The sequence below is a fragment of the Bacillus pumilus genome, assembly GCF_009937765.1.
In the GTDB taxonomy this organism is placed as follows: domain Bacteria; phylum Bacillota; class Bacilli; order Bacillales; family Bacillaceae; genus Bacillus; species Bacillus pumilus_O.
On record NZ_CP047089.1, the window covers coordinates 1,045,057 to 1,071,598 of the forward strand.

At 41.9% G+C, this 26,542-nt stretch carries 25 protein-coding genes and 1 pseudogene; 17 read left to right on the forward strand and 9 right to left on the reverse strand.

From position 1 onward, the window contains the following. The first annotated feature begins 32 nt into the window (after positions 1 to 32). Genes GPS65_RS05210 through GPS65_RS19275 form a run of 3 tightly spaced genes read left to right on the forward strand, consistent with a single transcriptional unit; the run spans position 33 to position 1,097 of the window. Entirely contained in the window at positions 33 to 350 is a 318-nt protein-coding gene (locus GPS65_RS05210) for a PadR family transcriptional regulator (protein WP_012008800.1), read from the forward strand. Beyond that, the gene (locus GPS65_RS05215; protein WP_012008801.1) at positions 343 to 930 is read left to right on the forward strand and encodes a DUF1700 domain-containing protein; all 588 of its coding nucleotides are present in this window, start codon (positions 343 to 345) and stop codon (positions 928 to 930) included. Before GPS65_RS05210 ends, GPS65_RS05215 begins: the two co-directional genes overlap by 8 nt. Continuing rightward, positions 927 to 1,097 (forward strand): hypothetical protein, encoded by a 171-nt coding sequence (locus tag GPS65_RS19275; protein WP_012008802.1) that lies wholly within the window; start codon positions 927 to 929, stop codon positions 1,095 to 1,097. The genes GPS65_RS05215 and GPS65_RS19275 overlap by 4 nt, the downstream gene beginning before the upstream one ends. A 209-nt stretch (positions 1,098 to 1,306) precedes the next feature. On the opposite strand, the gene GPS65_RS05220 is transcribed toward GPS65_RS19275, so the two are convergent. Then, the gene (locus tag GPS65_RS05220) at positions 1,307 to 2,524 is read right to left on the reverse strand and encodes a multidrug effflux MFS transporter (protein ID WP_144482178.1); all 1,218 of its coding nucleotides are present in this window, start codon (positions 2,522 to 2,524) and stop codon (positions 1,307 to 1,309) included. Positions 2,525 to 2,736: 212 nt separating this feature from the next. Between GPS65_RS05220 and GPS65_RS05225 the strand changes: the two genes are divergently transcribed. Continuing rightward, positions 2,737 to 3,285: a GNAT family N-acetyltransferase gene (locus GPS65_RS05225; RefSeq protein ID WP_012008804.1), complete on the forward strand. Its 549-nt coding sequence runs from the start codon at positions 2,737 to 2,739 to the stop codon at positions 3,283 to 3,285. A gap of 46 nt (positions 3,286 to 3,331) precedes the next feature. Here GPS65_RS05225 and GPS65_RS05230 read toward each other — a convergent pair whose 3' ends face one another. Further along, entirely contained in the window at positions 3,332 to 3,538 is a 207-nt protein-coding gene (locus GPS65_RS05230) for a hypothetical protein (protein WP_144482179.1), read from the reverse strand. Between the two features lie 114 nt (positions 3,539 to 3,652). On the opposite strand from GPS65_RS05230, the gene GPS65_RS05235 reads away from it, so the two are divergent. Then, the gene (locus GPS65_RS05235) at positions 3,653 to 4,192 is read left to right on the forward strand and encodes a ribonuclease FAU-1 family protein (protein WP_186304906.1); all 540 of its coding nucleotides are present in this window, start codon (positions 3,653 to 3,655) and stop codon (positions 4,190 to 4,192) included. A 39-nt stretch (positions 4,193 to 4,231) separates the two neighbouring features. Here GPS65_RS05235 and GPS65_RS05240 read toward each other — a convergent pair whose 3' ends face one another. Next, the gene (locus GPS65_RS05240) at positions 4,232 to 5,845 is read right to left on the reverse strand and encodes a S8 family peptidase (protein WP_224925924.1); all 1,614 of its coding nucleotides are present in this window, start codon (positions 5,843 to 5,845) and stop codon (positions 4,232 to 4,234) included. 186 nt (positions 5,846 to 6,031) lie between these two features. Here GPS65_RS05240 and GPS65_RS05245 point away from each other — a divergent pair, with 186 nt between their 5' ends. The 4 genes from GPS65_RS05245 to GPS65_RS05260 all read left to right on the forward strand — a co-directional run bounded on the left by GPS65_RS05245 (position 6,032) and on the right by GPS65_RS05260 (position 10,500). After that, positions 6,032 to 7,513, forward strand: coding sequence for an amidase (locus GPS65_RS05245; protein ID WP_186299653.1), 1,482 nt, complete (start codon positions 6,032 to 6,034; stop codon positions 7,511 to 7,513). 37 nt (positions 7,514 to 7,550) lie between these two features. Next, the gene (locus GPS65_RS05250) at positions 7,551 to 8,114 is read left to right on the forward strand and encodes a TetR/AcrR family transcriptional regulator (protein WP_119125668.1); all 564 of its coding nucleotides are present in this window, start codon (positions 7,551 to 7,553) and stop codon (positions 8,112 to 8,114) included. 80 nt (positions 8,115 to 8,194) lie between these two features. Continuing rightward, positions 8,195 to 9,217, forward strand: coding sequence for a quercetin 2,3-dioxygenase (locus GPS65_RS05255; RefSeq protein ID WP_012008810.1), 1,023 nt, complete (start codon positions 8,195 to 8,197; stop codon positions 9,215 to 9,217). Positions 9,218 to 9,366: 149 nt separating this feature from the next. Beyond that, positions 9,367 to 10,500: a zinc-dependent alcohol dehydrogenase gene (locus GPS65_RS05260; protein WP_012008811.1), complete on the forward strand. Its 1,134-nt coding sequence runs from the start codon at positions 9,367 to 9,369 to the stop codon at positions 10,498 to 10,500. A 22-nt stretch (positions 10,501 to 10,522) separates the two neighbouring features. Here GPS65_RS05260 and GPS65_RS05265 read toward each other — a convergent pair whose 3' ends face one another. Beyond that, a complete protein-coding gene (locus GPS65_RS05265; RefSeq protein ID WP_012008812.1) occupies positions 10,523 to 10,960 on the reverse strand; it encodes a MarR family winged helix-turn-helix transcriptional regulator in 438 nt (145 codons plus the stop codon). Between the two features lie 261 nt (positions 10,961 to 11,221). On the opposite strand from GPS65_RS05265, the gene GPS65_RS05270 reads away from it, so the two are divergent. The 4 genes from GPS65_RS05270 (at position 11,222) to GPS65_RS05285 (ending at position 15,815) form a co-directional block, all read left to right on the forward strand. After that, the gene (locus GPS65_RS05270) at positions 11,222 to 12,730 is read left to right on the forward strand and encodes a class I adenylate-forming enzyme family protein (RefSeq protein WP_144482180.1); all 1,509 of its coding nucleotides are present in this window, start codon (positions 11,222 to 11,224) and stop codon (positions 12,728 to 12,730) included. Positions 12,731 to 12,796: 66 nt separating this feature from the next. After that, complete coding sequence (locus tag GPS65_RS05275) at positions 12,797 to 14,179, forward strand: amino acid permease (protein WP_161985357.1); 1,383 nt, start codon at positions 12,797 to 12,799, stop codon at positions 14,177 to 14,179. A 100-nt stretch (positions 14,180 to 14,279) separates the two neighbouring features. Further along, a complete protein-coding gene (locus GPS65_RS05280) occupies positions 14,280 to 14,645 on the forward strand; it encodes a VOC family protein (protein ID WP_144482181.1) in 366 nt (121 codons plus the stop codon). 309 nt (positions 14,646 to 14,954) lie between these two features. Further along, positions 14,955 to 15,815: an alpha/beta fold hydrolase gene (locus GPS65_RS05285; RefSeq protein ID WP_012008816.1), complete on the forward strand. Its 861-nt coding sequence runs from the start codon at positions 14,955 to 14,957 to the stop codon at positions 15,813 to 15,815. 39 nt (positions 15,816 to 15,854) lie between these two features. Here GPS65_RS05285 and GPS65_RS05290 read toward each other — a convergent pair whose 3' ends face one another. Beyond that, positions 15,855 to 17,270 (reverse strand): alanine/glycine:cation symporter family protein, encoded by a 1,416-nt coding sequence (locus GPS65_RS05290; protein ID WP_144482182.1) that lies wholly within the window; start codon positions 17,268 to 17,270, stop codon positions 15,855 to 15,857. Between the two features lie 30 nt (positions 17,271 to 17,300). Then, positions 17,301 to 18,281, reverse strand: coding sequence for a glutaminase (locus GPS65_RS05295; protein ID WP_144482183.1), 981 nt, complete (start codon positions 18,279 to 18,281; stop codon positions 17,301 to 17,303). Positions 18,282 to 18,798: 517 nt separating this feature from the next. Here GPS65_RS05295 and GPS65_RS05300 point away from each other — a divergent pair. The 3 genes from GPS65_RS05300 (at position 18,799) to GPS65_RS05310 (ending at position 22,308) form a co-directional block, all read left to right on the forward strand. After that, positions 18,799 to 20,085: an ATP-binding protein gene (locus GPS65_RS05300; RefSeq protein WP_012008819.1), complete on the forward strand. Its 1,287-nt coding sequence runs from the start codon at positions 18,799 to 18,801 to the stop codon at positions 20,083 to 20,085. Positions 20,086 to 20,089: 4 nt separating this feature from the next. Further along, positions 20,090 to 21,031 carry a response regulator gene (locus GPS65_RS05305; RefSeq protein ID WP_012008820.1) on the forward strand — a complete coding sequence of 314 codons (942 nt, stop codon included), beginning with the start codon at positions 20,090 to 20,092 and terminating at the stop codon, positions 21,029 to 21,031. 191 nt (positions 21,032 to 21,222) lie between these two features. Next, positions 21,223 to 22,308, forward strand: coding sequence for an SEC-C metal-binding domain-containing protein (locus tag GPS65_RS05310; RefSeq protein WP_144470072.1), 1,086 nt, complete (start codon positions 21,223 to 21,225; stop codon positions 22,306 to 22,308). A gap of 54 nt (positions 22,309 to 22,362) precedes the next feature. Here the strand turns inward: GPS65_RS05310 and GPS65_RS05315 are convergent. Further along, a pseudogene (locus GPS65_RS05315) lies at positions 22,363 to 23,373 on the reverse strand (DUF4352 domain-containing protein). Positions 23,374 to 23,798: 425 nt separating this feature from the next. On the opposite strand from GPS65_RS05315, the gene GPS65_RS05320 reads away from it, so the two are divergent. After that, the gene (locus GPS65_RS05320; protein ID WP_119124364.1) at positions 23,799 to 24,728 is read left to right on the forward strand and encodes an aldo/keto reductase; all 930 of its coding nucleotides are present in this window, start codon (positions 23,799 to 23,801) and stop codon (positions 24,726 to 24,728) included. Positions 24,729 to 24,756: 28 nt separating this feature from the next. On the opposite strand, the gene GPS65_RS05325 is transcribed toward GPS65_RS05320, so the two are convergent. Together GPS65_RS05325 and GPS65_RS05330 are read right to left on the reverse strand one after the other, a co-directional pair. Further along, positions 24,757 to 25,719 (reverse strand): sensor histidine kinase, encoded by a 963-nt coding sequence (locus tag GPS65_RS05325; RefSeq protein WP_144482184.1) that lies wholly within the window; start codon positions 25,717 to 25,719, stop codon positions 24,757 to 24,759. An 11-nt stretch (positions 25,720 to 25,730) separates the two neighbouring features. Next, positions 25,731 to 26,432 (reverse strand): LytR/AlgR family response regulator transcription factor, encoded by a 702-nt coding sequence (locus GPS65_RS05330; RefSeq protein ID WP_012008825.1) that lies wholly within the window; start codon positions 26,430 to 26,432, stop codon positions 25,731 to 25,733. Positions 26,433 to 26,542 lie beyond the last annotated feature (110 nt).

Below are 26,542 nucleotides of genomic sequence, written 5' to 3' on the forward strand. Positions count from 1 at the left end.
ATGTATAGTATAAATGGTTAGGAGTTGTAATCATGAATGCACAATTAAAAAAAGGTTTACTGGAATTCTGTGTACTGGCGGTATTAAAGAAAGGCGATTCCTATGGTTATCAAATGATTAAAGATATGTCCCATTGTATTGAGATTTCAGAATCGACATTATATCCGATATTAAAGCGGTTAGAGCAAAACAATTATGTGGAGACCTATTCCCAGGAACATAATAGTCGATTAAGAAAATACTACCGGATGACACAAAGCGGCCGTGAGCATATGGCGCAGTTTTTAGCGGAATGGGATCAAGTGATGGCGATTTACGACTTTATTTCTGGAGGACAGGGCAATGAATAAAAAGGAATTTTTAGCTAGCCTAGAGAAGCACCTGCATCGTCTAGGCGAAAAAGAAAGTGATCGGTTCATCGAGTATTACGATGAAATGATCGAGGATTATCAGGAAGATGGCTACAGTGAACAGGAGGCAGTTCATCAAGTGGGTCAGCCTGCGATGATTGCTGAAGGGATTTTGAAGGAACAAGGAATTAAAACCGTTCAGGTGCCCACGTTTGGAGAAAAAGCCACAAGGCTCTCCATCCTCATCTTAGGCTTTCCATTATGGGGTAGTATTCTGGCCGCAGTTTTCCTGCTAATTCTTTCTATGTATATGGTAATTTGGTGCATCCCACTCGTGACAGGTACAATGACGCTAGTTGGTCTGCTCGGCGGTTTTTGGAGCATCATTGGTTCTCCGTTTATCTTTCAGGACGGTTTGCATGTGGTGGTGACGCAAATTGGTGTTGGTATTTTTCTATTAGGTGTTGGATTATTATGCGGCATGGCTACGGTGTATTTGACAAAGCTATTTGTTCAAATGACTTTTCAAACCACTAAGGCATTCATGGGAATGTTTAAAAAGAAGGTTGTGAGAGTATGAACGTGAATGATTTAAAAAAACAATGCATCAAATGGGGGATCATCTTCACCGTTGCCGGAGGAATTGTCATGACAATTGGTTTAGCACTATCAGGCTTTGATCTAGATGCATATGACAACAATGACCAGAACAATGTGTTCCGCACGATTAATTGGAGCAAGCCATAAATGAAAGACCCGCTTATGCGGGTCTTAGCGTGTCAACAAACCCTCGCATTCTTTGTCAGTCCTGCGTGCTGGTGCTCACGAATGACAAATTTGCTCCGCGCCAGTACTCGACCTTCCTAGGGCTGCAAAGGTTTTCTATCACGCTAAAAAGAAGACAAAGGGCTAAAATCAAGTTCATTTTAGCCCTTTGTCAACAATCTGAGACCCACTTATGCGGGTCTTTTTTTCGCTCGAACTACAAAGAAGAAATAACAGCAAAGTGCACCTAGTTCACAAAGCATAATAATCAGGCCCATTGGAAAGGCTGTTTGGCTTCCGGCTAATCCGACAAGAGGTGTCACGCAGGCGCCTAGCAGCATTTGTGCCACACCGATGAGTGCGGCTGCACTTCCTGCATGTGCGCCGTGATGCTGCATCGCAAGAGACGGGGCAGAGGTGCCAACAATTCCAACGCTTGAGACTACGAAAAAGAGCGGAATAAGAATGCCATACAACCCTGCATCAATGGAGATCATCAAAAATAAGGTGACACCGCCTAAAGCAGCTATCAGCAATCCAATGCGAAGAACCTTCTCTTCGCCAATTTTCGCAGCGACCCTGGCAAATACTTGTCCAACTGTGATGATCCCAAGACTGTTCACCGCAAAGGCAGCACTGAATCCTTGTGGAGATAGGTGAAAAAGTTCCTGAAGCACAAAAGGTGAGCCAGAAATATAAGCAAACATCGCTGCGAATACAAGACCTTGCGAGAGAGCATACCCAACAAAGAGACGATCACTCGCTAAAATTTTCATGGCACTTACAATCTGTTGAAAGCCTCCTGTCTGTCTGCGCTCCGCAGGTAAGCTTTCTTGAAGTGAAAAAATGGATCTCAGCAGCATCAAGGTTCCGAGAATTCCTAAAAGAACAAACACACCCTGCCATGTGGTAAAGCGTAACATCTGTCCGCCCACAATAGGTGCCGCTGCAGGAGCAACCCCGTTGACCAACATGAGCAGTGCAAAGAATTTCGTCATTTCTGATCCTTCATAATGATCACGCACAATGGCTCGTGCAATGACAATGCCTGCTGAACCAGCGAGTCCTTGAATCAGTCTTAAGAGGATGAACATCCAAATCGACGAAACCACTGTACATAAAAGAGATGCAGCGATAAAAATGATTAAGCCGATCATCAGCGGCTTTCTTCTGCCGACCGTATCACTAATAGGGCCTGCAATCAGTTGTCCAAGCGCCAGTCCAATAAGACAAGCCATCAGACTTAATTGGGACAAAGCAGTGCTTGCTTCAAAATCGCGCGCAATATGAGGCAATGCAGGTAAATACATATCCATTGCAAGCGGTGCAAGGGCTGTTAAAGAACCAAGCAATGCGGCAAGGAGAAATCGGTTTTTTTTCGATTCTTGGGGATAAGAGAAAGAACTCATATGACATTACACTCCTCGTATACTTCCTCAAAACAGCATAATGAATCAAGCGTTCCTTTTCAATGGAAATTTTCAAAGATGATTTCGTGCAAAATAATTGATCTTTCGAATCAGACTCTTTACATTGAATGAGTAGAGAAAAGAACAAGGTCATCGACATGCAGTATTTGCATGATACGTATATCTAGCAATAGAGAGCAGGAGGTGCTGACATGGAGCAGCAAGAGCTGATCATTCGTCAAGCAGTCAAAGAAGATCATGAGGCCATTAGACACGTACTCATCAAATCCTATTCACAGTATGAGCCTCAATTTACAGAGGAAGGCTGGCAAAATTATTCTGCTGCGCTTGCAGCAGCCGTAGATAATCCCAACATGGAGCTGATGCTTGTGGCGGAGCTTGAAGGTCAGATCGTAGGAACGCTTCAAATGTTCCGATCATCAGAGCAAGCGTATGACAAACCCGAAATGGGCATTACATCAGCCATCGTCCGGTTTTTAGGGGTAGATCCCGATGTCAGAGGAAAAGGAATCGCAGAGTCATTGTTACGTAAAAGCATTGAACTCACGCAATCATGGGGCGAAAATGTCCTGTACCTTCATACATCTGATAAAATGCAGGCTGCCATTCGCCTTTATGAAAGAATGGGCTTTGAGCGTGCACTAGATAAAGAATTTGTGAATCAAAATGGGACGCATGTCAAGAGCTATCAATATGTCATCCAGAAAGAACAGCCGGCACGTTCATCACATCACTCATAATAAAAGGAAGAGCATGTCCTCAATGGACAGCTCTTCCTTTTTCAATTTACGCCCACAGTACAAGCGCCCAATAGGATACTCCCCATGAGATTAAACCGAACATTACAAAGAACTTTAACATGCGTTCATAAGGAGAAAGCTTTCGTTCTCTCTTCGTTTTCACCAGCTGCTGCCTATATAGGGCATAGCCGCAAAAAATGAGGATGATTTGTCCAAGCTGTGTCAGGTTTTCAAGAATCGTGATTCCGTTCATTTATTTCACCTCATCATAGGTCTTCCATGTGTGAATGTAGCAACCCTTTATTTTTTCATAAAAAAACGGTGTATACTGGAAAGAGAGAAACTAGGTGCAAGAGGGAGTTGTAACATGTTGATTTCGCTACATGTGGATCGGTGGAATGAAGTAATCGAGAGAAAAATCAAATACGATCAGAAGGTTGTGGAACATACGTGTCAGCTGTTAGACGCACAGGGACAGAAAATGGTACTTTTTCACAAAATTGAAGAGACGTTTACGATGAGTGCAGATGATGATACGCTGACGATTCCAAAAGGAAGCTATACGACCGCCTACTATTGGAAGGATCGTCCTTACAATATGTATTTCTGGAGAGATGATCAAGGGGAGGAACTAGGTTCTTATTTTAATATGGTGGGGCATACATGGTTCAATGGCCAGCTGGTCATGTTTGAAGACCTCATTGTTGATCTTCTCGTTCTTCCAAATGGTGATTTTTTTGTATTGGATGAAGATGAGCTGCCAGAGAGTTTAGCGGATTTTGAACAAGGTTCGGTGCGCCGAGCATTAGAGGCTGTGATGGCTTCGTTAGAAAGCATACTGGATCAAGTGAGGGCAGATGCCGATGGGAAATATCATCACAGCTTGTTTGTGCCGCTGTTGAAATAAAAAAACGATTCCTTTAAAGCGAGGAATCGTTTTTTTCTGTTACACCTTAATCCGGTTCAATCGTTTTTGTAAACTTGTTTTCGTTTTAGAAGCTTTTAGCTGTTTCACAGCGGTTTGCGCTGCTGCTTTTGTTTTCTTTGTTCGTTTGGCTTCTGCTTTTTTCACCTTTTGTTTGGCGTCTGTTACTTTCTTTTGATAGGCCAACTGTTTTTTAACTTTGTCGAGCCGGTTTTGCAGGCTTGTTTTTTCTTTGCCTTTGTTTAGCTTTTTGATAGCCGTTTGGGCGCTTTTAATGGCACCTTGTGTTTTGCTTTTTTCGGCTGTTTGAACCTTTGCACGTGCGGAGCGGATATCAATGGTTCCTTGTACCTTTTTCACCCGTTCGGTGAGTGCTGTTTTTTGTTTACTTGCAGTGAGTCGGCCAATTCTCGTTTTGGCTTGATTGACATCTGCCTGCTTTTTAGACGTTTCGGCTGTTTTGACAGCGCTAGTCGCAGTCTTCAAAAAGCTAGACTGGGGAATATATTGCACGCGGCCATAGCCGAATTGTGGATCCTTTCCTTTTGCGCCAAGATCCACTGTATAGCTGCGCAATAAAGTGCGAAGCTGTACATTTGTTTTCTTCGGATGAAGCTGTTTCAACAGTGCCAGCATGCCTGTGACATGAGGTGCAGCTTGCGATGTACCTGTTGCATACCAATATTCATTCTTTAAATAAGTGCTAATGACTTTCTCTCCTGGGGCAGAAAATTCAATGCCTTTCCCTGTATTTGAGAGAGAAACGAGCTTATCCTTTTCATTCGTTGCAGAAACGGCAATGACACTATTGTAAGCGGCAGGGTAGCTAATAAAATTCTTCTTCCCATCATTCCCGCTTGCAGCGACCACAAGCAGTCCTTTTTTGTATGCTTCATCCACTGCTGAACGCAAAATAGGGATATTGTCTTCAAAACCTAGACTTAAATTCATAATATCCATCTTGTTGCTAATGGCCCAATCGATTCCTCGAAGCAGGCTGTACAAGTCGCCTTCTCCCTTTTTATCTAACACTTTTACAGCATACAGCTTCGCGCCAGAAGCGACGCCGACTGTGCCGTAATCGTTATTGAGCGCACCGATTGTACCTGCGACATGTGTACCATGCCCTTGATCATCTTTATAGGAAGTTGTGTACTTCACAAATGATTTACCGCCGGATACCTTTAGATCCTCATGTGGAGAAATGCCAGTATCTAAAACGGCAACTTTCACATTTTTCCCTGTCACGCCTTCTTTTATCGCTTGCTTTACATTCAGCTTTTGCAGATTGTAAGATTGTTGAACCAAAAAATTCTGACCAGTAGCGGCAGCGGTTTGCTTCATCGTAGAAGAAGCGAGTTTGACCTTTATGTTTTTTGAGACATACGCGATGTTGGGGTCTTGTTTGAGTGACGTGACCGCTTGTTCATCTGCTGTCACAGCGACAGCGGGAAGATGTATGTACTGTGCGTTCACCTTTTCACTTTCTTCAATAGCTGTTTGTTTTCCTTTTTGGTTTTTATAGACGATGATGACATCTGTTTCTTTTGGCGGTGCAGCTGCCTGCGAATGGTAAGGCAAAGCAGTTGACAACGCAAGAAGAAACGCGATGACTACGACGATTTTCTTTTTCAAGGCGATAGCCCCTTGCATACGATGACCTCCGTCTTTTTTTCTCTATTATATCGGAGAAATGGGAAGGATGGTTAGAAGAATCATAATGTTTGTCAGAAAGTTTTTTTACAAGTAACCTGAAATTGAAATTCATATAAAACTAGTAGACAATAGAGAGATCATAATAAGAGAAAGTAGGATATGCTGATGAACGTAAAAGAGTATATGACGTACGATGCGACAGGCTTGGCAGCACTTGTACGGAATAAGCAGGTAACGCCAGACGAGCTTGTACAAGCTGCATTTGCTAGATTGAATGAGGTCAATCCTGAACTAAATGCGTTGACTCAGACAAGACAAGATCAAGTAGTAAAAGAAATGAAGACATTACATACGGATCAGCCGTTTGCGGGTGTTCCTTTTGTACTGAAAAATATATCGCAAGGGCTGGAAAATGAACCGCTGACAGCTGGTGCTGCATTGTTAAAGGATGTAAAGGCAAAAACGGACTCCCATTTTGTCCAGCGATTGAAGCAGGCTGGATTTCTTATGGTGGGTCATACAAACACACCAGAATTCGGATTAAGGAATGTTACAGAACCTGCTTTACATGGTCCAACGAGAAACCCTTGGCATCCTGACTATTCCCCTGGCGGTTCAAGTGGCGGGACGGCAGCAGCTGTTGCAAGCGGCATCGTACCTGCTGGTGGAGCGAGTGATGGCGGTGGGTCCATCCGGATTCCAGCATCCTTTACAGGGTTGTTCGGTCTCAAGCCAACAAGAGGAAGAACGCCGGTAGGACCAGGTGCAGGAAGGCAGTGGCAAGGGGCATCCATTGACTTTACACTTACAAAAACAGTGAGGGACAGTGCAGCCCTTCTTGATCTGCTTCAAGTCATTCAGCCTGAAGCTGCTTTCCAAACGCCATTATACGCCGGCAGCTATCAAGAAGATCTAGTGAAACGGACATCTTCTATGCGAATTGCTTACAGTGTAGAATCTCCAGTAGGTACGAAGGTCAGCGAGGAAGCGAAGCAGGCGGTGCAGCAAACAGTGAAATGGCTGAGTGATCAAGGGCACCAAGTAGAAGAAGCCAAACCGGCAATCGATGGGATTCATCTGATGCAGCAATACTATGTCATGAACAGCGGAGAAATGTCTGCACTATTCATGTCCTTGAATCGTTCATTAGGACGTCCAGTCAATCCAGAAGAAACAGACATCGTGGCTTGGGTGTTGGCGGAGGCTGGCAAGAACGTAACCGCTGCTGCTTACACAGAAAGCCTTGATGCATGGGATATGGCGGCTGCACAAATGGCGTCATTTCATCAAACCTATGATCTCTTTGTGACACCAGCGACTGCCTATTCAGCTCCTAAGGTTGGTGAGTTGATGCATTCGAAAGAAGAAATCACTCAACTTTTACGTGTGTCATCTCTCTCAATGCAAGCGCAGCAGGATCTCATTTATGACATGTTCTTAAAGAGTTTGACCTACACACCATTTACACAGCTTGCCAACTTAACGGGTCAGCCTTCTATGAGCGTCCCTGTTCATCTTACTGAGGCGGGCATGCCCTTAGGTGTACAGGTCACAGCACCTAAGGGGAAAGAGGATTGGCTGCTTCGACTTGCAGCAGAAATGGAAACATCCTCGATTTGGAAAGGAACAAATCAACTTATACGTTGAAACGACATTTGTCTATGGAGGGAAAGGAGTGTCACACGTGAGTACGAAGGATAGAATTATTCAAACGGCCGCACTTCTTTTGCGCAAACAGGGGTATCATGCGACAGGATTGAATCAAATCATTAGAGAGAGCGGCACGCCTAAAGGATCTCTTTATTATTATTTTCCAAACGGAAAAGAAGAGCTAGCCATAGCAGCCGTTGAATATATTAGTCAAAAGGTCATCAATCGAATTGAAGAAAGCTTTGCCTATTCGGACGATCCTTATCTCGCCATCGAGTGTTTTATGACAAACATCATCCGAGGATTTACGGAGCAGGAAAATGAAAGAGGGATTCCGATTGTCTTACTGGCGGCAGAATCCAAGCCAGAACATACGCAGCTTCATACTGCATGTAAACAAGAGATGATCCGCTGGCAAAAGCTTGTGAAAGAAAAGCTCATGAACAGCGGATATGAAGAAAACAAAGCGGATGAGTTGGCTTCTCTCCTTCATTCAATGGTGATTGGGGGTCTATCGATGACCACAACACTCAAACAAACGACCCCGTTAGAACATGTGAAATGTTACCTTAGACACTTATTTATGCGAGATGAGTAAAATCTCTCGCATATTGTCTATCTATTATATCAATTGGTCTATATAATAAAGATAGTCAATTCGTCATGAGGAGTGATGGGATGTCGGAGCAACCGCAATCGATCAAGCAATCCGAAGGTACCTCTTTTTATACCGTGTCTGGTTCAGGGAAACTGTATGGGCTGGAAAATCAGCTTGTTCATGTGCTGGCAGAAGCAAATCAAACGAATCAGCTGTTTGAGCTTGTCTTAATCACAGGTGGGAAAGGAGCTTATTTTCCACTTCACTGTCATGAGCACTTATTTGAAACCATATTTGTGCTGGAAGGAAAGCTTGAGGTGATCTTGGACGGTAAAAAATATATGGTCACAGCCTTCGATTATATTCATATCCCGCCCAAAACAATCCATGGCTACAGAATGCATAGTCACAAAACACGATTTATTTCATATACGTTGGGCGGAAAAATGACAGATGTCTATCAGCAAATTGGGAAAAAGCTTAAGCGGAACGAATGGCCGATGACCGATCTTGCTTTCGATGCAGCTAGCTTTGAACAAGCTGAAAAAGAAAGCGATCTCATATTGATGCATGGTATCCGGCAGCTGTCCAATACAACAAAGCCCTCCGTTTTATTTCATAGTCTGCTCCCTCAGGCGGTGCAGCCTTACGTATTAGAGGCTGGTGAAGGGAAGCAATATATTGTGGATGGTCAGCTACATGAGTTGATCGCAACAACAGAAACAACTGGAGGCGGGTTCACTCATTTTGTAATCGAAGGCGCGAAAGGAAAATATTTTCCCCCGCATTATCATCAAGTACATACAGAAGCACTCTATTGCGTTGAGGGAAAAATGAATCTTCAGTTGAACGGAGAGGATATATGCCTGATGCCAGGTGACTTTGCCTATATACCGCCGTATACGGTTCACTCTTATGAATTTGTGTCTCATTCTAATAAATTTTTACTTTTGCTGCTCCCGGGAAAGATTGAGCAGTTGTATGAGCAGTTTGAAGAAGCGCAAAGCCCGAGTATATGTCCTTATTTTATTCAAGAAGGGAACTTGATGATCGATCGAGAGACTTCTTCTCAATATGATTTGGTCTTTATTGAAAAAGGATAAATATGTAACGCGTTACACATGATTGAATAAACGCCTGTCGAACCGATCGACGGGCTTTTTTGTTTTTCAAGGATTCCTGATCTGATGCATGAACCGTCCATTTAAGGTGAAGCTATGTACAGATGATTTCGCTAAAGGAGGAAATGCGTGTGAGAGCTGTTACGTACCAAGGGAAAAATAGCATTGCAGTGAAGAAAGTAGATGCGCCATCGATTCAAGATCGGGAAGATGTGATCATCCGAATAACATCAACAGCCATTTGTGGATCTGATTTACATTTGTATCAGGGGAATTTCCCGCTTCCAATCGGCTATGTGATTGGGCATGAGCCAATGGGGATTGTGGAGGAAGTTGGCCCGGATGTTACGGCAGTAAAAAAGGGAGACCGTGTCGTTATTCCATTTACCGTTGCATGTGGGCAATGCCAATATTGTCATCACCACTTAGAAAGTCAATGCGACAACTCAAACCCGCACTACGATTCGGGTGGACTTTTTGGATATAGTGAGAAATATGGCAATTATCCTGGAGGACAGGCAGAATATTTACGCGTGCCTTTTGGCAATTACACTCCGTTTAAGATCCCAGATGATTGTGAGCTGGAGGATGAACAATTGTTGTTCTTATCGGATGTTCTTCCAACTGCCTACTGGAGTGTTGAGCATGCTGGTGTGAAAAAAGGTGATACGGTCATTGTGTTAGGCTGTGGACCTGTTGGACTAATGGCGCAGCAATTTGCATGGCAAAAAGGGGCAGAACGTGTGATTGCGGTCGATTACATTGATTACCGTCTGCGACATGCAAAACAGATGAGCGGTGTAGAAGTATTTGATTTTACAGAAGATCCCGACATGGGAGAAACGTTAAAGGAGCTGACCAAGGGCGGAGCCGATGTTGTAATCGACTGTGTGGGAATGGACGGGAAGAAGTCACCGCTTGAAAAAATTGAGCAGAAGCTCAAACTGCAAGGTGGAACAATCGGACCCATTCAAATTGCCACAAAAGCCGTCCGCAAATGTGGAACGGTGCAGATGACGGGTGTGTACGGTGGCCTATATAACATGTTCCCATTAGGCGCCTTTTTCGCAAGAAACGTCACCCTGAAAATGGGACAGGCTCCGGCGAGAGGCTACATGTCAAAGCTCTATCAAAAAGTGACAACTGGCGAAATTGATCCTAGAGCGATCATCACACATCAATTGCCGTTAGATGATGCCGCTCATGCGTATCACATATTTAATGATAAGAAGGATGATTGTATAAAGGTCATTTTAAAGCCATAAAAAAGAAGGCTTAGGTTTCTCCCTAAGCCTTTAATGTATGCTCGTCCATCATTTTTTCAATTAATTCAAAAAATGTTTTTTTATCTTCTTCTGAAAGGTGGTTGAACAGCTGATTGACAAGCAATTGGCGGTTGTCGATCATTTGTTTTGCAATTTGTTCACCAGATTCAGAGAGTTCAATCCATACAGTACGACGGTCATTATTATTTCGAGAGCGGATAATGAGCCCTTCATCTTCTAAGTGATTGAGAGCGGTTGTTGTTGCAGAGGGAGATAATGAAACTTCCTGTAGAATATTTTTCACAGTACATGATTGATGACGATAAATGATGCGTAAAATAAACCCTTTCACATTCGTGACGTTTTTCGGGATGTTCTCTTCATCTATTTGTTTCGTCGCTTTTAAATACTTTGTCAGCGCATGGTCTAATAAACTTGCCTCTAGCTCGAAATGTTGCATTCTCCATACCTCTTTTCCTATTGCATTTGCATTTCCCGATCAATTACTAGGTCTATCTTATCATAATAGTTATCATCATTTAAACCAAAATGGAAAACGGCTATAAAATTACCTGTATTATCAATTAATATAAAGAACAATTCCAAAATGAAATGATTTTACTTTCAGCTGGTTTTATTTTAGAATGTGAATGAGATAAAATCTGCCAACCCATTCACTGGAAATTGGCTATTGTAAATCAAACGTTTGGAGATGAAGATATTGAATACATTACAGGCATTACTTAACGACAGAATGGAACGCTCTTCACAAATTGAAGCGGTAACTGGCGGGGGTGTGTCTTATACATTTGAAGAATATGCAAAGCGCATTGACCAGCTTGCTCACTACCTGAATCAAAAGGGGATTCGAAAAGGGGACCGTGTTTGCTTTATTTGCCAAAACCATCACCACTTTTCAACGATTATGCTGGCAGCCATCAAAGCAGGTGCAGTAGCAGTTCCGCTTAGCTGGCAGCTTACTTCCTTTGAGCTGGAAGGTATTTTGAAAAAAGCAGAACCAAAGGCTTTATTTTTTGACCGTGAATTCCGTGACATCATTGCGGCAGTGAATGTATCTTTAGAAGATTGCCTAATGGTGGAATCCGGTGTCAATGCGAAAACAACACAGCTGTTTGAAGACATTTTGGCATCAAATGATGGCAGTAACCTTGCTGAAGACGTATCAGAAGAGGATCTAGCGATGATTTTATTCACCTCTGGAACAACAGGCAATCCAAAAGGATGTATGGTCGGACATGGGCGAATCTATCAATTTTTAACAAGACGGGGGAATCGAGGATTCGATCTGAAAGGAAAACGATACTTGGCGAGTCATCCGTTGTATCATATGAGTTCAATTAATCACCTGATTGCAGCTGCGATTGAAGGGTATACACTTGTCTTTTTACATGATGCTACACCGAAACGCATTTTAGAAACGATTGAGAAAGAAAGAATTACTTTCATGATGGCTTTCCCATCAGCTTACACGTACATGCTAGAAGAAATGAAACGCGGTTCGTACGATCTCTCATCTTTTGAGATTGCAATTTCTGGCGGTACGAAGGTGCCGGTACGCTTAATTAAAGATTACAAAGAAGTAGGCATTCAGATGATGCATGGCTATGGAAGTACGGAAGCATGGGTTGTGAGTGCGTGGCATCCAGCGATGGGAGAGGATAAAATGGGTTCTGCGGGTAAAGTGGATCCAGATGTAGAAGTGAAAATCATGCACCCTGAGACAGACGAGACATTGCCAGCTGGAGAAATTGGTGAAGTCGTCATGAGAAGCCCATTTTATTTCTTAGGCTACTATCATCAGCCTGACGCTACAGAGAAGGTACTCAAAGATGGCTGGTTCCATATGGGAGATGCAGGATATTTAGATGAAGACGGTTTTCTTTTCATCACAGGCAGATACAAAGATGTGATTCTTTACGGCGGGGATAATATCTATCCTGACCAAGTAGAAGAAGTCATTGATCAAATTCCAGGTGTAATTGAATCAGCTGTCATTGGGGTACCGGACGAATTATTTGGTGAAGTGCCAAGTGCGTATATCGTAAAAGACGATTCCGTCGATTTTTGCGAAGAAGATGTGGTGAACTATTGCCAGGAACGTTTGGCAGATTACAAAGTGCCCTCCATTCATTTCACACAGGAGCTGCCAAAAAACAAGCTTGGTAAAATCATGAAGAAAGATTTACGTGAATTGGTTGTGAATGCGTAGTACCTATTCTGCTATAATGAAATTTGAGTGATTTTTTGTTTTTCTAACGTTTTGGAGGGAAAGGGTTTGCGACATATTCTTCGTAAGAAACACATTCACGACTTGTTAGAACAGAGCAGGCAGCAAAAGGTAAAGAAAACACTGGGCGGGCTCGATCTCACGCTCCTTGGTATAGGAGCAGTGATCGGCACGGGGGTCATGGTGTTAACTGGAATTACAGCGGCTAAGGATGCAGGACCAGCTGTCATTTTCTCCTTTGCCATCGCAGCGATTGTGTGTAGTTTGGCAGCACTTTGCTATGCAGAAATGGCTTCAGCGCTTCCTGTATTCGGCAGTGCGTACATTTATTCATATACAACGATGGGGGAGCTGATCGGGCATCTAATGGGATGGACGTTATTGTCCGTCTATATGTTGACTGCTTCGGCTGTCGCCAGTGGCTGGTCGAGCTATTTCAACAGCTTGCTTGAGGGGTTTGGAATTTCGATTCCCCATCAATTTTTAGCGGGGCCCGAACAAGGCGGATATATGAATCTGCCAGCCATTATTATTGCCTTACTGATTGCGTGGATCTTATCAAGAGGAACGAAGGAAAGTAAAAAATTCAATAATATCATGGTGTTTGTGAAACTCGGTATTATTGTTCTTTTCATTGTAGTAGGCGGATTTTATGTACAGCCAGCCAATTGGCAGCCGTTCATGCCGTTTGGTGCAGAAGGCGTTATTGCCGGTGCTGCTGCTGTATTTTTTGCCTTCTTAGGATTTGATGCGATTTCTGCTTCTGCGGAAGAGGTGAAAAATCCGCAGCGGAACCTGCCAATTGGCATTATTGGCTCGTTACTCATTTGCACGATCATTTACATTGTCGTTTGTTTGATTATGACAGGTATGGTGCACTATACAAAACTGAATGTCACAGAGGCTATGTCCTATGTCCTGCAAAGTGTACATCAAAATAGCGTAGCCGGTATTATTTCTGTCGGTGCGGTTATTGGATTGATGGCTGTGATTTTCGCCAATAATTATGCAGCAACTCGAATTGCCTATGCGATGGGACGAGACGGCCTTTTGCCTAAAGTGTTTTCGAAGACAAACAAAAGCGATACGCCGGTTGAAAGCATATGGATGATTGGCGGCATGACAGCTGTTATTTCAGGGTTTATTGATTTAAAGGACTTGTCCAATTTAGCGAATATCGGTGCTTTATTGACGTTTGCGATGGTGAGTTTATCTGTGCTTATTTTGAGAAAGACACATCAGCAGCTTGAGAGGGGATTCCGGGTTCCTTTTGTGCCAGTCCTGCCGATTATTTCAATGGGCTGCTGCTTGTTCCTTATGCTCAATTTACCAGGCCGCACGTGGCTTTATTTTGGTGTTTGGCTGTTAATCGGTGTCGTCATGTACGCAGCGTATTCAAACAAACATAGTGAATTAGCGAAATCTTCATGAGAAAAAGGTGCAAATCCGTTGACGATTTGTGCCTTTTTTCATACGATTTGGGATAAGCTATAAAAGAGAAGATGGACGGAACAAGAGGAGGATGAGGGATATGATTAGTGTTAGTCCTTATATTGTGGTAGACGATGTGAAGGAATCTCTTCAATATTATCAAGGGATTTTTGGTGGTGATATTCATATTCTAAATGAACATCAAGATCGTGTGCTACATGCGGAACTGCACCTTGGAGAATCATTGCTTCACTTTTCAGGTACGTTTGGCCGCACACCAAAGCCCGAACATCTCAGATTGATTATGCAGTTTGACAATGAAGAAGAACTAAAGGCTGTGTATGAAGCGCTAGAAGCTGATGGAGATGTACTGGTTGAATTACAGGATACGTTCTTTGGGGCACTTCACGGACAAGTACAGGACCGCAAAAATGGGTTGATCTGGGTGCTGAATTATATGAAATGAACCAAGACCTTCACCTTCGTGAAGGTTCAGCGTGTAGACAAACCCTCGCATTCGGTGTCAGTCCTGCGTGCTGGTGCTCACGAATGACAAATTCGCTCCGCGCCAGTACTCGTCCATTCTAGACTGCAAAGGTTTTCTATCACGCTGAAAAGAAAACAAAAGGCTAAAATCGAGATCATTTTAGCCCTTTGTCACCAATCTGGACCTTCACCTTCGTGAAGGTTTTTTTGGGAGTGCTTTTATTTTCTGAAAAATGGAAAATATGCTATGTTGGAAGAATAAAAGAACAAGGAGAAAGGTGGCAAAGGGATGGAGCAAATTGAATTTCAATCAATCCAAACAAACGGTGTAACACTTCACACAGCAATGGCTGGACCTGAGGATGGACCGCTGCTTATACTGCTGCACGGATTTCCTGAGTTCTGGTACGGCTGGAAGAACCAAATCATGCCCCTGGCCGAGGCAGGCTATCGTGTCGTCGTTCCTGATCAAAGGGGCTACCATCTAAGTGATAAGCCAGAAGGAATCGAGTCCTACGTATTAGATCAATTGAGAGATGATATCGTAGGGCTGATTAAGACGCTTAGTGGGAATCAAAAGGCGATTGTAGGTGGTCATGATTGGGGCGGAGCAGTTGCTTGGCATTTAGCATCCACACGTTCTCAATATGTAGAGAAACTCATCATTGTCAACATGCCGCATCCGCGGGTGATGATGAAGGTTCTTCCGTTTTATCCACCACAGTGGAAGAAAAGCTCCTACATTGCTTTCTTTCAGCTTCCGAATGTGCCAGAGGTAGCACTCCAAGAAAATCACTTTCAAAAGCTGGATGAAGCCATTGGACTGACTGCAAGACCCCATTTGTTCACGAAGGAAGATGTATCAAGTTATAAACTGGCTTGGACGCAGCCAGGTGCCATGACCTCAATGCTGAATTGGTATCGTGCGATCAAAAAGGGAGGCTTTGAAAAGCCGATATCAAAGCGCATTTTAGTACCTGTACGCATGATCTGGGGGATGGAAGACAAGTATTTAAGTAGAAAGCTAGCGAAGGAAACGATGAAGATATGCCCTAATGGTCAACTGATTTTTGTCGATGATGCTTCTCATTGGATCAATCATGAAAAGCCAGAAGTAGTAAACAAACTCATCCTCGAATTTTTGAACTAAAGAAAAAAGCTCTGGTCAGAGGACCAGAGCTTTTGTGATTTACTCAATATGATTCTTTTTCAACGAAGCAGGTTCATCGTCCCAGCATTCAATGTTCTCATTGTTTGGAACGGCATTTTTATAAAAGACTGGATCTTTCCCCTCTTTTTTCTGCCGTGAATAATCCTTTAATGCTGCAAAGGCGACTTTGGACAGCATGGTAATGGCAATAAGGTTAACGATGACCATTAAGCCCATAAACAGATCGGCAAGATTCCAAACAAAAGGAACACTTGCTACAGCACCGAATAAAACCATGGCAATGACCGCAATACGGTATCCAATCAACCAGGCTTTGCTTGATTTAAGGAACTCAATGTTCGTTTCACCATAGTAATAATTCCCGATCAGCGTACTAAACGCAAATAAGAAAACCATAATGGCAAGAACACCAGAAGCCCAAGGACCGATGTGTTCACTCAAAGATGCTTGAGTAAGCTCAATACCTGTTAATTTTGTCGTTTTATATGCACTTGAGAAAAGAACGATAAAGGCAGTACTTGTACAAATAATCAGTGTATCAATTAAGACACCAAATGCTTGGATCAATCCTTGCTTTACAGGGTGGCTCGTCACGGCAGCTGCAGCAGCGTTTGGTGCGCTACCCATCCCAGCTTCGTTTGAGAATAGACCCCGTTTGATCCCTTCCATAATGACGGCACCCATGGTACCACCTGCAAACTGCTCAATACCGAATGCGTGTGAAATAATCGTTTGGATAACACCAGGCAGTTCAGTAATGTTTGTAATCATAACAAAAAGAGCAATACCAATATAAGCGACAGCTAAGAAGACCACAATGTATTCTGCCATCTTGGCAATCGTTTTGACCCCACCGAAAATGATGATACTAAATCCAATGGCCATAATGACGCCTACGAGCAAACGATTTGTGCCAAATGAATTTTCAAAAGCAATGGTAATGGTGTTTGACTGTACAGCATTAAAGACAATACCGAAAGAAATGGTGATTAATACAGCAAACAAAATCCCCATCCAGCGTTTCTTTAAGCCTTTTTCAATATAGTAGGCCGGACCACCGCGAAAGCCTGATGCATCCTTTACTTTATATACTTGGGCAAGCGTGCTTTCAACAAAGCTTGACGCAGAACCAATAATGGCTAGGATCCACATCCAAAAAATAGCGCCAGGACCACCCATGGCAATTGCGATCGCAATCCCAGTAATGTTCCCAGTTCCAACCCGAGCCGCCATACTAATAGCAAAGGCTTGGAACGGTGATACGCCAGATTTTTGTTTATTTGTTCCTTCTTTCAGAACAATCACCATTTCCTTAAGCATACGCACTTGAAGGAAACGAGACCTGAATGTGAAATAAAGGCCGACAATAATTAATAGTGCAACAATAATATATGACCATAGAAAACCATTTGTTGTTGTTAATAAACCATTCATAACATCACCTCTTCTAATTCATCCTATTTCTTAAAAAATACTGAGATCCCACTCTTTGGCGAGCTTTTTCAGCATCATAACACCGGTAATACTATTACCACAATCGTCAATGGCGGGACCATAAATACCGATTCCACAGCCTGTCTGAAATGGGAATTCTCTTCTTGCGCTTGGCGGAACGCAAGCCATAATTCCTCCAGACACGCCACTTTTGGCTGGTACGCCTACGAAAGCAGCAAAATTACCAGATGCATTATACATGCCGCATGTCAGCATCAATGCCTTTGTTAGTCTTGCGATATCTTTTGGGATGACTTGGACTTGTTTAAAGGGATGGTAGCCATCACTTGAAATAATGAGTCCAATCAAGGCGATGTCCTCTGTTGTGACCTCGATGGAACATTGCTTTAGGTACACTTCTAATGTCTCTTCGACATCTGATTCTAAATAATTGGTTTCTTTTAAGTAATAAGCAAGAGCACGGTTACGGTGCGCAGTTGCCCATTCTGATTGATAAACCTCTTCATTAACAGATGGACGCTTTCCTATTAAGTTTTCGATTAAATCGAAAATATATGCTAGCTTTTCTGTAGAAGTCTTTCCGGGAAGGATGGAGGATACGGTAATAGCTCCAGCATTAATCATTGGATTAAAGGGCTTCCCTGGTTTATGCATCTCAAGACGATAGATGGAATTAAATGCATCACCAGTTGGCTCTACATCTACCCGATCCAAGACGTAAGGAACGCCTCTTCCTAAACAGGCAGCTATAAAGCTGATGACTTTTGAGATACTTTGCAGGGTAAAGGGAACGTCCCAATCACCATATCGTACAGATGATCCATCTGGGCCTATCACGCTGATACCAAGTTGAGAGGAATTCACTTTTCCGAGTGCTGGAATGTAGCCAGCGTTTTGTCCATTTTTGTAATACGGACGAATTTCTTCTGCCCATTGATCAACAGAAGACTGGCATGCGTGTTGTGTATTATTAGAAATTACTGTTTTCATACGATTCCTCCAATCAAAAATCAAAAAGTACCCTATTGAATTGGCGGATGACAAAAAATGCGATCAAATAGGCACGAAAACATGTTACACATCTTCAAAGAACTTGTCATGCGCTGCTTGTACCACTCCTTTACACCTAAATATATGTTCAAATGAAGGCTTTGGCGGTGAGAAAACAAAAAGGGTTTTTAGTGAAAATTAAGAAAACGCTTACATATAGTTTCACTAAAATTATTTATTCAATTTATCTTGGAAACTACACAATCTGACGAAAATCTACAGAAAAACTTACAAATAAAAATCGATTTGTCGATGATTGTCTAAACAATTCCCATTATTGTAGACAATCACCAACATGCTGAATAGCTGAAAGGTCACCATGCCATCTCGGTGAATAGTCATAAAAAAGGATTTTGGGGAAATAAGCAGCTGTGAAAATTATTTTTTTGTACATTGTGAAGAAAAGAGTCTCCTTGTATACTGTGGCTATGCAAAAAGGGGAAGGGATGTCAGTCATTTGAGTTTAAACCAGCTTGTTAAAAAAGACGCATTCATATTAATTTTCATGGTGGTGATTGTGCCGCTTGCAGGAGAACTGAAGTTTTATCCTGTGAATGAAACGTTCCGGATCAGCTTTGGCGCACCTGCGTTTTTCTTTTGTTTATTACTCTTAAGAAAATCTAGACCGTTCTTGCCCGGATTTTTAACAGGCGCAGCCATTGTGCTTTTTCGAGTAGGTTTAGATTTAATTCAGCATCATGCTGGTTTCGCCGCATCATTTTATCAGCAATTCCCAAGTTTCTTTTTCTATTTTACATATGCATTCCTGTTCTTTGCCGTCCGTACGGGACGTTTTAAACAGCGCTCTATTTTTATTGGCATCATTGGTCTAATAATTGAATTATTGGCTGATTTTGTCGAGCTGTTTGTACAATATTTAGTATTTGATACGACGATGACGTTATCAAAGCTGAGTGATATGTTTCTCATTGCATTTGCTCACAGCTTTGTGGTGATCAGCTTTTTTAATATGATGAAGCTGTATGAGGCACAATCTAGAGAGAAGCAAATCATGAAACAAAATGAGCATATGATGATGGTCATTTCTAATTTATATGAAGAAACGGTTCATTTAAAGAAAACGTTAAAACATACAGAGCATATTACGCAAGAATCATACAGGCTGTATCGTCTCCTTTATGAACACGAAGCAGGTAAGGAAGTGAGTCAAGAACTGTTGAAGCTCGCAGGAGAAATCCATGAAGTGAAAAAGGACAATCAGCGTATTTATGCTGGGCTTTCTAAGCTGATTTCTAAGGAAAATATGCAAGACTATATGAAGGCGGAAGAGCTCGTTCAAATTGTCCTCCGCATTCAAGAAAAGTATGCGCTCTCTCTAGGGAAAAACATCTCCTTTACATCTGATATAAGAGGCATTCATTTGCATGATTACCATGTGTTCATTTTCTTATCGCTCATTAATAATTTAATGGCAAATGCGGTTGAAGCCATAGAGGGTAACGGAATGATCTCACTCGTATTGAAAGGAAGTCATGATAAAATAGAGATTCGGATTGAAGATGATGGCCCGGGGATTCCAGAAAAAATGAGAGACATAGTATTTGATCCAGGCTATACTTCCAAATTTGATGCATATGGAACACCATCAACTGGGATTGGATTATCCTATGTGAAAGAGCTGGTTAAAGAGCTTGGCGGTCAAATTAAAATCGAACAAAGAGAAACTAAAGGAACAGCTTTTCAGCTAATCCTTCCTATACAAAATTTAATACAGAGAGGGTGAGTGTATGCGATTTTTCATTGCAGATGATGATCGTGCAATACGCTCGATTTTAGGCCAAATCATTGAGGATGAAGATTTGGGTGAGGTCGTGGATGAAGCCGATGACGGAGTTGGATTAGAGGCACATTCATTGAACCTAAAAAAAATAGACATCCTTCTGATTGACCTTTTGATGCCTGCTAGAGATGGCATTCAAACCATACGTCATATTCACCCTGAATTCAAAGGCAAAATCATGATGATTTCCCAAGTAGAGGCGAAAGAGATGATGGCAGAAGCCTATGAATTAGGGATTGAATATTATATCCATAAGCCTGTCAATCGCATTGAAATCGTCAGTGTGATTCGAAAAGTCATCGAGCGGATCAAGCTGGAGAAATCGATTTATGATATTCAAGCGTCCCTTCGCCATGTGCTACCGCTAGAGCCTGTTATTTCTCATCATACGACGGGTACTGGTTTGAAGAAAAGGACGATGAAAGAGGCGGGTGAATTTCTTTTATCTGAACTAGGAATTGTTGGAGAGAGTGGATCTAAGGATTTACTAGAGATCCTGATCTACCTACATGAAACACAGTCAGCCAATTCTCATGAGGTCAATTTCCCGCCATTAAAGCAGCTCTTTATCAAAACGGCGGAGAGGAAGCTGGATCATGGGGCAACCGATGTCGAAGTGATGAGAGAAGTGAAAGCGGCAGAGCAGCGGATTAGACGCGCTATTCATCATTCCTTGAATCATTTTGCTTCACTAGGATTAACAGATTTCTCGAATCCTAAGTTTGAGCACTATGCGTCAAAGTTTTTTGACTTTACCGATGTCAGTCAAAGAATGAAAGAAATGCAGAAGACCTCTCCATCCGCAGGATCAACGGGCAGAGTCAATACAAAGAAGTTTGTTCAAATTTTTTATTTTGAAGCAAAGCAGTTATTTGAGGGAATGAGCTGAAGAAAATCTATTGGAATGATTGGAGAAAATAAACAGAAAAAGACCGCTATTTCTATGATCTTTCGTGATGTTTATGTATCTTTATCATTTAACTGATGATTCTGATTTTTCTTTTTTCTTGAAAATAAAACTCTCTTGTGCAAACGTTTGTTAAAATAGTGAGGTTAGACTAGAATGTCGGAGGTTTTATTTTGGGAAAAATTAAACGAAATGCGCTCTGCCCATGCGGAAGCGGAAAAAAATATAAACATTGCTGTGGTCAAAAGTCAGGCGGAGAACAAACGTCTGAGCTTGTGTTTAAGGAAGCTGTACAAGTTCAAAAGGATTTAATGAATTATGCATTCTCTAAACATCAGAGAGCCATCAATCAATTCATTAATGAGTTTTCTTTTCTTGCAGATATGGATAAAGAAACGCAACAAATCTCGGTCTTTCATTTGAGTGTATGGGGCATCTTTTTCCGTCCATTAACGGACCAGAAAGAAACCATCTTCCAAGAATTCCTGACAAAGAAAGCGGAAGATATTACCCGTCCGAAAACAAAACAAGTGGTTCAATCATGGACAGACATGGAACCATCTTTGCTTTTATTAAATGAAAAAACGGACGAGTCTCTTTACTTTGAGAATATGGTGACAGCTGAAAAGGTTGAAGTAGATGTAAAACCGGATCAAACAGTGCTACCTGAAAAGGGAAGTCTCGTGCTTGGATTCCCTGTTCAATTTGAAGAAAAAGCAGAGTTTTTCATTCAATATACAATGTTTGCGAAAGAGTTTACAGATACGCTTCTTCTTCAAGTTCGTCAGCTTGTTGAAGCATATGAGGCAAATGGAGGAACGCGCAGCACATTTATGAGAGAATCATTCCCTGACGTGTTGGAGTGCATGTTTGCAAAGCAAGAAGTAGAAGAATCAGAAACATCTGCTCAAACAGAAGGCGATACAGGTTTAACAGCAGATCGCATGGACTGGGCAAGTGACGTTCAACTGGAAACTGCTAAGCTGATTGAAGATGGAATGAAAGAACACGGGGACCAAAGCCTGACTGATGGCGCGTTAACTGTGTGGAAAGCCTATTGTGATCAGAAATCACCTGTGATCCGTAAAGCAGCATCATTTGCTGCGGGAATCGAATATTACATTCATTCACTTGCAAGCGATGCCCCGCTTTCTCAAGCGCAAATAGCGAAAAAGTATGGCATTAGTGCGTCTACTGTATCAAGCCGTTTTAAAGATATCGAAAAAGCGGTGAAAGAAGAACAAGAGGCGACGGTATAGCATAAGAAAAGACGCGGCACCTTCATAGGGCCAGCGTCTTTTTTTAGTTCATGATCATCTTGTTTTAATAAAACCACTCATGTACTGGGATGTATTGTAATCGTTGAGGTCAATTTTCCACTGACCATCCCCATTACGTTTCATTTTCACTTCGTATTCAGTCGGGCTGGAGACTGGGGGAAGCTTCTCGAATTCAGATGCTTACAAGTTTAAGCTTTTCTTATACAATTCTTCTTTAGAGCCGATCTTGCCGTTGTAAAACTCGTCTCTTTGTTTGTCTAGTTTGTCTTTTAAGTTAGTAGCATCAATGCCTGTTACTTGAGCGACAACCTTCGCCTCGTCATTAGAGATGGTTTTTACACTTGTTTCTACTTTGGTTTTATCCTTCATGGTGTCTTGAATCCGTTTGTACATCGACAGAATATCACGGTCACTTACTTCATTGCCGTACATGCCGGCGGTTCTTTTGAAGTCTTTTACGAACATATCGTGGTATTTATTCACGACATCGGATTGATTGTCGCCCGTTAAATCTGCAAATTGATCGTTCTTTTTGTCAAACACAATGATATCCGTATAAGCGGATAGCGCTTTTGCAGGGTTATCCAGCTTTTTTGCTGTATCCAATATTTTGTTTCCATCTAGGCTGATTTCGATCGAATCACTGTTTTTCTTGATGCTGTCTTGGTACACGAACTGATATTTCTTCCCTTTGTCTACTAGGAAATAAAGAGCACCTGATTGTGATTTTCCTTTGTTCAATGAACCAAGGTCAAGACGGTCTTTACTGCCGTAAAATTTTAAATCAGATACTTTGGCATCGTCCTGATAAAGGGAGAAGTCAGAGCTATATAATGAGAGAGCTTTGTCGCCTTTGTTTGTAATCGTCAGGTTGACTTTTAGCACCAATTCATTGTCTCTTAGCGTAGTTGATGAGTCTTCTGGTAACGTATATTCGTAGCTATCGACTTTTACCTCTGCTGTTTTTGTTGATTTTTGATCAGCGTTGCTTGATTTTGCTGAGCTCTGGCAAGCTGCAGAGATGATCATCACGAATGAAATCATGAGGAGTGCGCTTATTTTTTTAAGATTCACAGTTAATGCTCCTTTGCTTTTCTTTCGTCATTTCATTCCCGCTATCTGACTATGAGAAAAGAAACAGATAGGATGGTATATTCGGGTGTTACAGGGAAAATCTCCTTATGACGATTTGCACTTTTCATTCTATCGAAATTTAATCATGCTGAGGAATAGGTTTTAGTCCCTATCTTTGAAAGAAATTGACACAAAAATCATTAATGAAAGGAAATTTGTAAGTCTAATATACCAGTCAATAAGAATTAATTTGTAGATTTATTATCTGTTTTAAATGTTTTTTAGGTAAAAATCTTGAAATGAGGGTTTTGCTGCTTCAGAGAGCAGGATACTTGAATGTTGAAAAGGAATCGTGGGAAAATAAGGATGATTAAGCAGATAAGGGAGATGAGCTTTTGAAAAAGGTAACGCTTGGACGAACTAATTTACAGGTGAATCCGATAGGGCTTGGTACGAATGCGGTGGGTGGACATAATTTGTTCCCGAACCTGAGTGAAGATGCCGGACGAGAGCTTGTGGAGACAGCTCTTGATCAAGGTGTCAATTTCTTAGATTCTGCTTTTATTTATGGGCTGGGCCGTTCAGAGGAATTGATTGGTGAGATTATTGCCAAAAGAGGCGGTAGAGAAAACCTTGTCCTTGCGACAAAAGGGGCTCATAAAGAAGTAAACGGACAAATTGAATTGGATAACAGCCGAGACTTTTTAAGAGAGCAGGTCGAAAATAGCCTGAAACGACTGAAAACAGATTATATTGATTTATACTATATGCATTTCCCGGACGGCCGGACGCCGCTGGAAGAAGTAGCAGGCACATTAAAGGAATTGAAGGATGAAGGGAAAATCAGGGCGATTGGTGCATCTAACCTTGATTTTGAACAGCTTCAAGCCTTTAATCGAGATGGCTACTTAGATGTGCTTCAGTCGGAATATTCTTTGCTGAAACGTGAGGCAGAAAAGGATCTTCTCCCTTACTGCGTCGAGCATCGTATTTCCTTTATTCCTTATTTCCCGTTGGCGTCAGGTTTGTTGACTGGTAAATTTACGAAGGATGCGACATTTGATGATATTCGAGCAAAAGATCCGCTTTTCCAAGGTGAGGCGTTCCTTCAAAATCTCGAAAAAGTAGACAAGCTAAAGGCAATTGCACAATCTAAGAACGCTGAAACGGCACACGTCGCACTCGCTTGGCTTCTAGCACAGGACGGCATCGACGCCATTATTCCAGGTGCAAAACGAGCTGAGCAAGTTCAGCAAAACCTCAAAACAAACGACGTTCAATTAACAAAAGAAGAAATCAATCAAATTGACCAGATTTTCTCTTAATAAAAAAGGTGCTTAGCTGCACCTTTTTTTATGTCGTGAGGGGGATTTTGATGACAAGTCGCAAATATGGAGAACGGTAAGTGAAATCAAGAGTACCGTCTGCCTTTTTAACAAGCTGATGAATGATATACGTCCCCATTCCTTGATGATCGCCGCCTTTTGTCGAGCGTCCAAAGTTTTTGAACAAATGGTCTAACACGTGTTTTTCCATTCCTTTTGTGCTGTTTTCACAATGGATTAAAAAGAGCCCGCTTCGAATAGAGGTCGCAATCGAGATGCTGCCCTCTTTCCCTGCTTGCTTCGCTTCAATCGCTGCGTCTAGAGCATTATCAAGCAAGTTTCCAGTAAAACTAACCTGATCCGCCTTAGAAAAAGGAAGCGATGAAAAAGGTGCTTGAAGGTCTAGAGAAAGGGCAATGTCCTCTTTTTCAGCCCGTTGAAAAAAGGAATGCAGAGTTGAGGCCAAATAGGCATTTTCTCCTTTCATCCAAGGGAAATGTTTGACGTATTGCTGAATCAAATCCTTGATTTCATGCTCTTCGTTCGACGCGGAAAAGGCATTTAAATGTCTAGCTGTTTCATGATGTTTACTGCGCAGCTCAAGCAACAATTCATTGGTTCTTGATTCTGCGTTGATCAGCTCTTGAAGCCGCCCATTTAATCGTCTCTCCGTTTGCATCATCTTCAATGAAAGGATATCTGCTGTCATGATGATCACAAAAACCAAAAGAGAGCTCCATCCATTTCCTTGCGTCAGAAAAAGGGAAAGACCTGCACAGGTAAAGAGCACAAAAGCACCCAACATTACATAACCACTTACATGAGGCAAAAACCTTTTGTATATGAAAAATGTATAAAGACCAATCACACAAAAAGTGAGGAGCCACAGCACTCCTGATGATTGAGGCAGAAAAGCTTCAGCTACTGCATGAAACGCAAGACCTAGCCATATGAGAGCAAATATGCGGAATCCAAGATAGAAAGCGTTCACGTTCGTTCTCCTTAAAAATAATATTTCTTAAAGTATTCTAATTGCTGCTTTGTCATCATGGCTTTTTTATCAGTACCTTCAAAAGACACGATAAATGAATTTTTGGCATACGCCGAGAAGTTCTTAATGTAATGTATATTGATGATAAACGATCGGTGAGAGCGGATAAAATCTTTTTCAGCTAGATCGCCCTTTAACTCGTTTAGTGTCTGATATGTCTGGATATCTCCTGTTGTTGTGACAATGGTGGTTGACCGGCCTGTTCGCTCAACAAAAATGACATCTTTCTTTTGCAGCACGTGAATATCTGACTGCTGCTTAATGAGAAGCCGTCCATGTATGCTTTTCTCCTGCTTGGTGGACATGTAGCGCTCTAAGGATTTGGCAATTCGATCAGCTTGGTAGGGCTTCATAATATAATCATGAACATTTAAATCAAACGCATGGACCGCATATCCGCTGTTTCCTGTCACAAAGACAACATCGACATTCAGTGCATGAGAGTGAATGAGATCCGCTAATTCATAACCGGACATTCCAGGCATTTCAATGTCTGCGAACAACAGATCAATATCTCCTTTTTTGACCTTCTCGTATGCATCCTCTGCTGACTGCGTGACAAAGACAATCTCCACAGCCTCCATTCTGCCTACAATGGCATGCAGCTTTTCTAAATCTACTCGGTAATCGTCAACGAGACCTACTTTTATCATAAAAATCACCTATGACTCTTCTTATTATTTGTCTATTTTACCATTTGTTTTTTTAAAATAGATCATTTCAAGACAGAAAAAGGACGTTTCGCGACATTTTTATGTCAAGC

What these genes read in the sequence shown, in the direction of transcription:
- GPS65_RS05210 (WP_012008800.1), top strand. Translation starts at nt 33, where the DNA reads ATGAATGCACAATTAAAAAAAGGTTTACTGGAATTCTGTGTACTGGCG.
- GPS65_RS05305 (WP_012008820.1), top strand. Translation starts at nt 20,090, where the DNA reads ATGCGATTTTTCATTGCAGATGATGATCGTGCAATACGCTCGATTTTA.
- GPS65_RS05215 (WP_012008801.1), top strand. Translation starts at nt 343, where the DNA reads ATGAATAAAAAGGAATTTTTAGCTAGCCTAGAGAAGCACCTGCATCGT.
- GPS65_RS19275 (WP_012008802.1), top strand. Translation starts at nt 927, where the DNA reads ATGAACGTGAATGATTTAAAAAAACAATGCATCAAATGGGGGATCATC.
- GPS65_RS05290 (WP_144482182.1), bottom strand. Translation starts at nt 17,270, where the DNA reads ATGAATGGTTTATTAACAACAACAAATGGTTTTCTATGGTCATATATT.
- GPS65_RS05295 (WP_144482183.1), bottom strand. Translation starts at nt 18,281, where the DNA reads ATGAAAACAGTAATTTCTAATAATACACAACACGCATGCCAGTCTTCT.
- GPS65_RS05235 (WP_186304906.1), top strand. Translation starts at nt 3,653, where the DNA reads ATGTTGATTTCGCTACATGTGGATCGGTGGAATGAAGTAATCGAGAGA.
- GPS65_RS05225 (WP_012008804.1), top strand. Translation starts at nt 2,737, where the DNA reads ATGGAGCAGCAAGAGCTGATCATTCGTCAAGCAGTCAAAGAAGATCAT.
- GPS65_RS05230 (WP_144482179.1), bottom strand. Translation starts at nt 3,538, where the DNA reads ATGAACGGAATCACGATTCTTGAAAACCTGACACAGCTTGGACAAATC.
- GPS65_RS05330 (WP_012008825.1), bottom strand. Translation starts at nt 26,432, where the DNA reads ATGATAAAAGTAGGTCTCGTTGACGATTACCGAGTAGATTTAGAAAAG.
- GPS65_RS05245 (WP_186299653.1), top strand. Translation starts at nt 6,032, where the DNA reads ATGAACGTAAAAGAGTATATGACGTACGATGCGACAGGCTTGGCAGCA.
- GPS65_RS05285 (WP_012008816.1), top strand. Translation starts at nt 14,955, where the DNA reads ATGGAGCAAATTGAATTTCAATCAATCCAAACAAACGGTGTAACACTT.
- GPS65_RS05265 (WP_012008812.1), bottom strand. Translation starts at nt 10,960, where the DNA reads ATGCAACATTTCGAGCTAGAGGCAAGTTTATTAGACCATGCGCTGACA.
- GPS65_RS05255 (WP_012008810.1), top strand. Translation starts at nt 8,195, where the DNA reads ATGTCGGAGCAACCGCAATCGATCAAGCAATCCGAAGGTACCTCTTTT.
- GPS65_RS05220 (WP_144482178.1), bottom strand. Translation starts at nt 2,524, where the DNA reads ATGAGTTCTTTCTCTTATCCCCAAGAATCGAAAAAAAACCGATTTCTC.
- GPS65_RS05280 (WP_144482181.1), top strand. Translation starts at nt 14,280, where the DNA reads ATGATTAGTGTTAGTCCTTATATTGTGGTAGACGATGTGAAGGAATCT.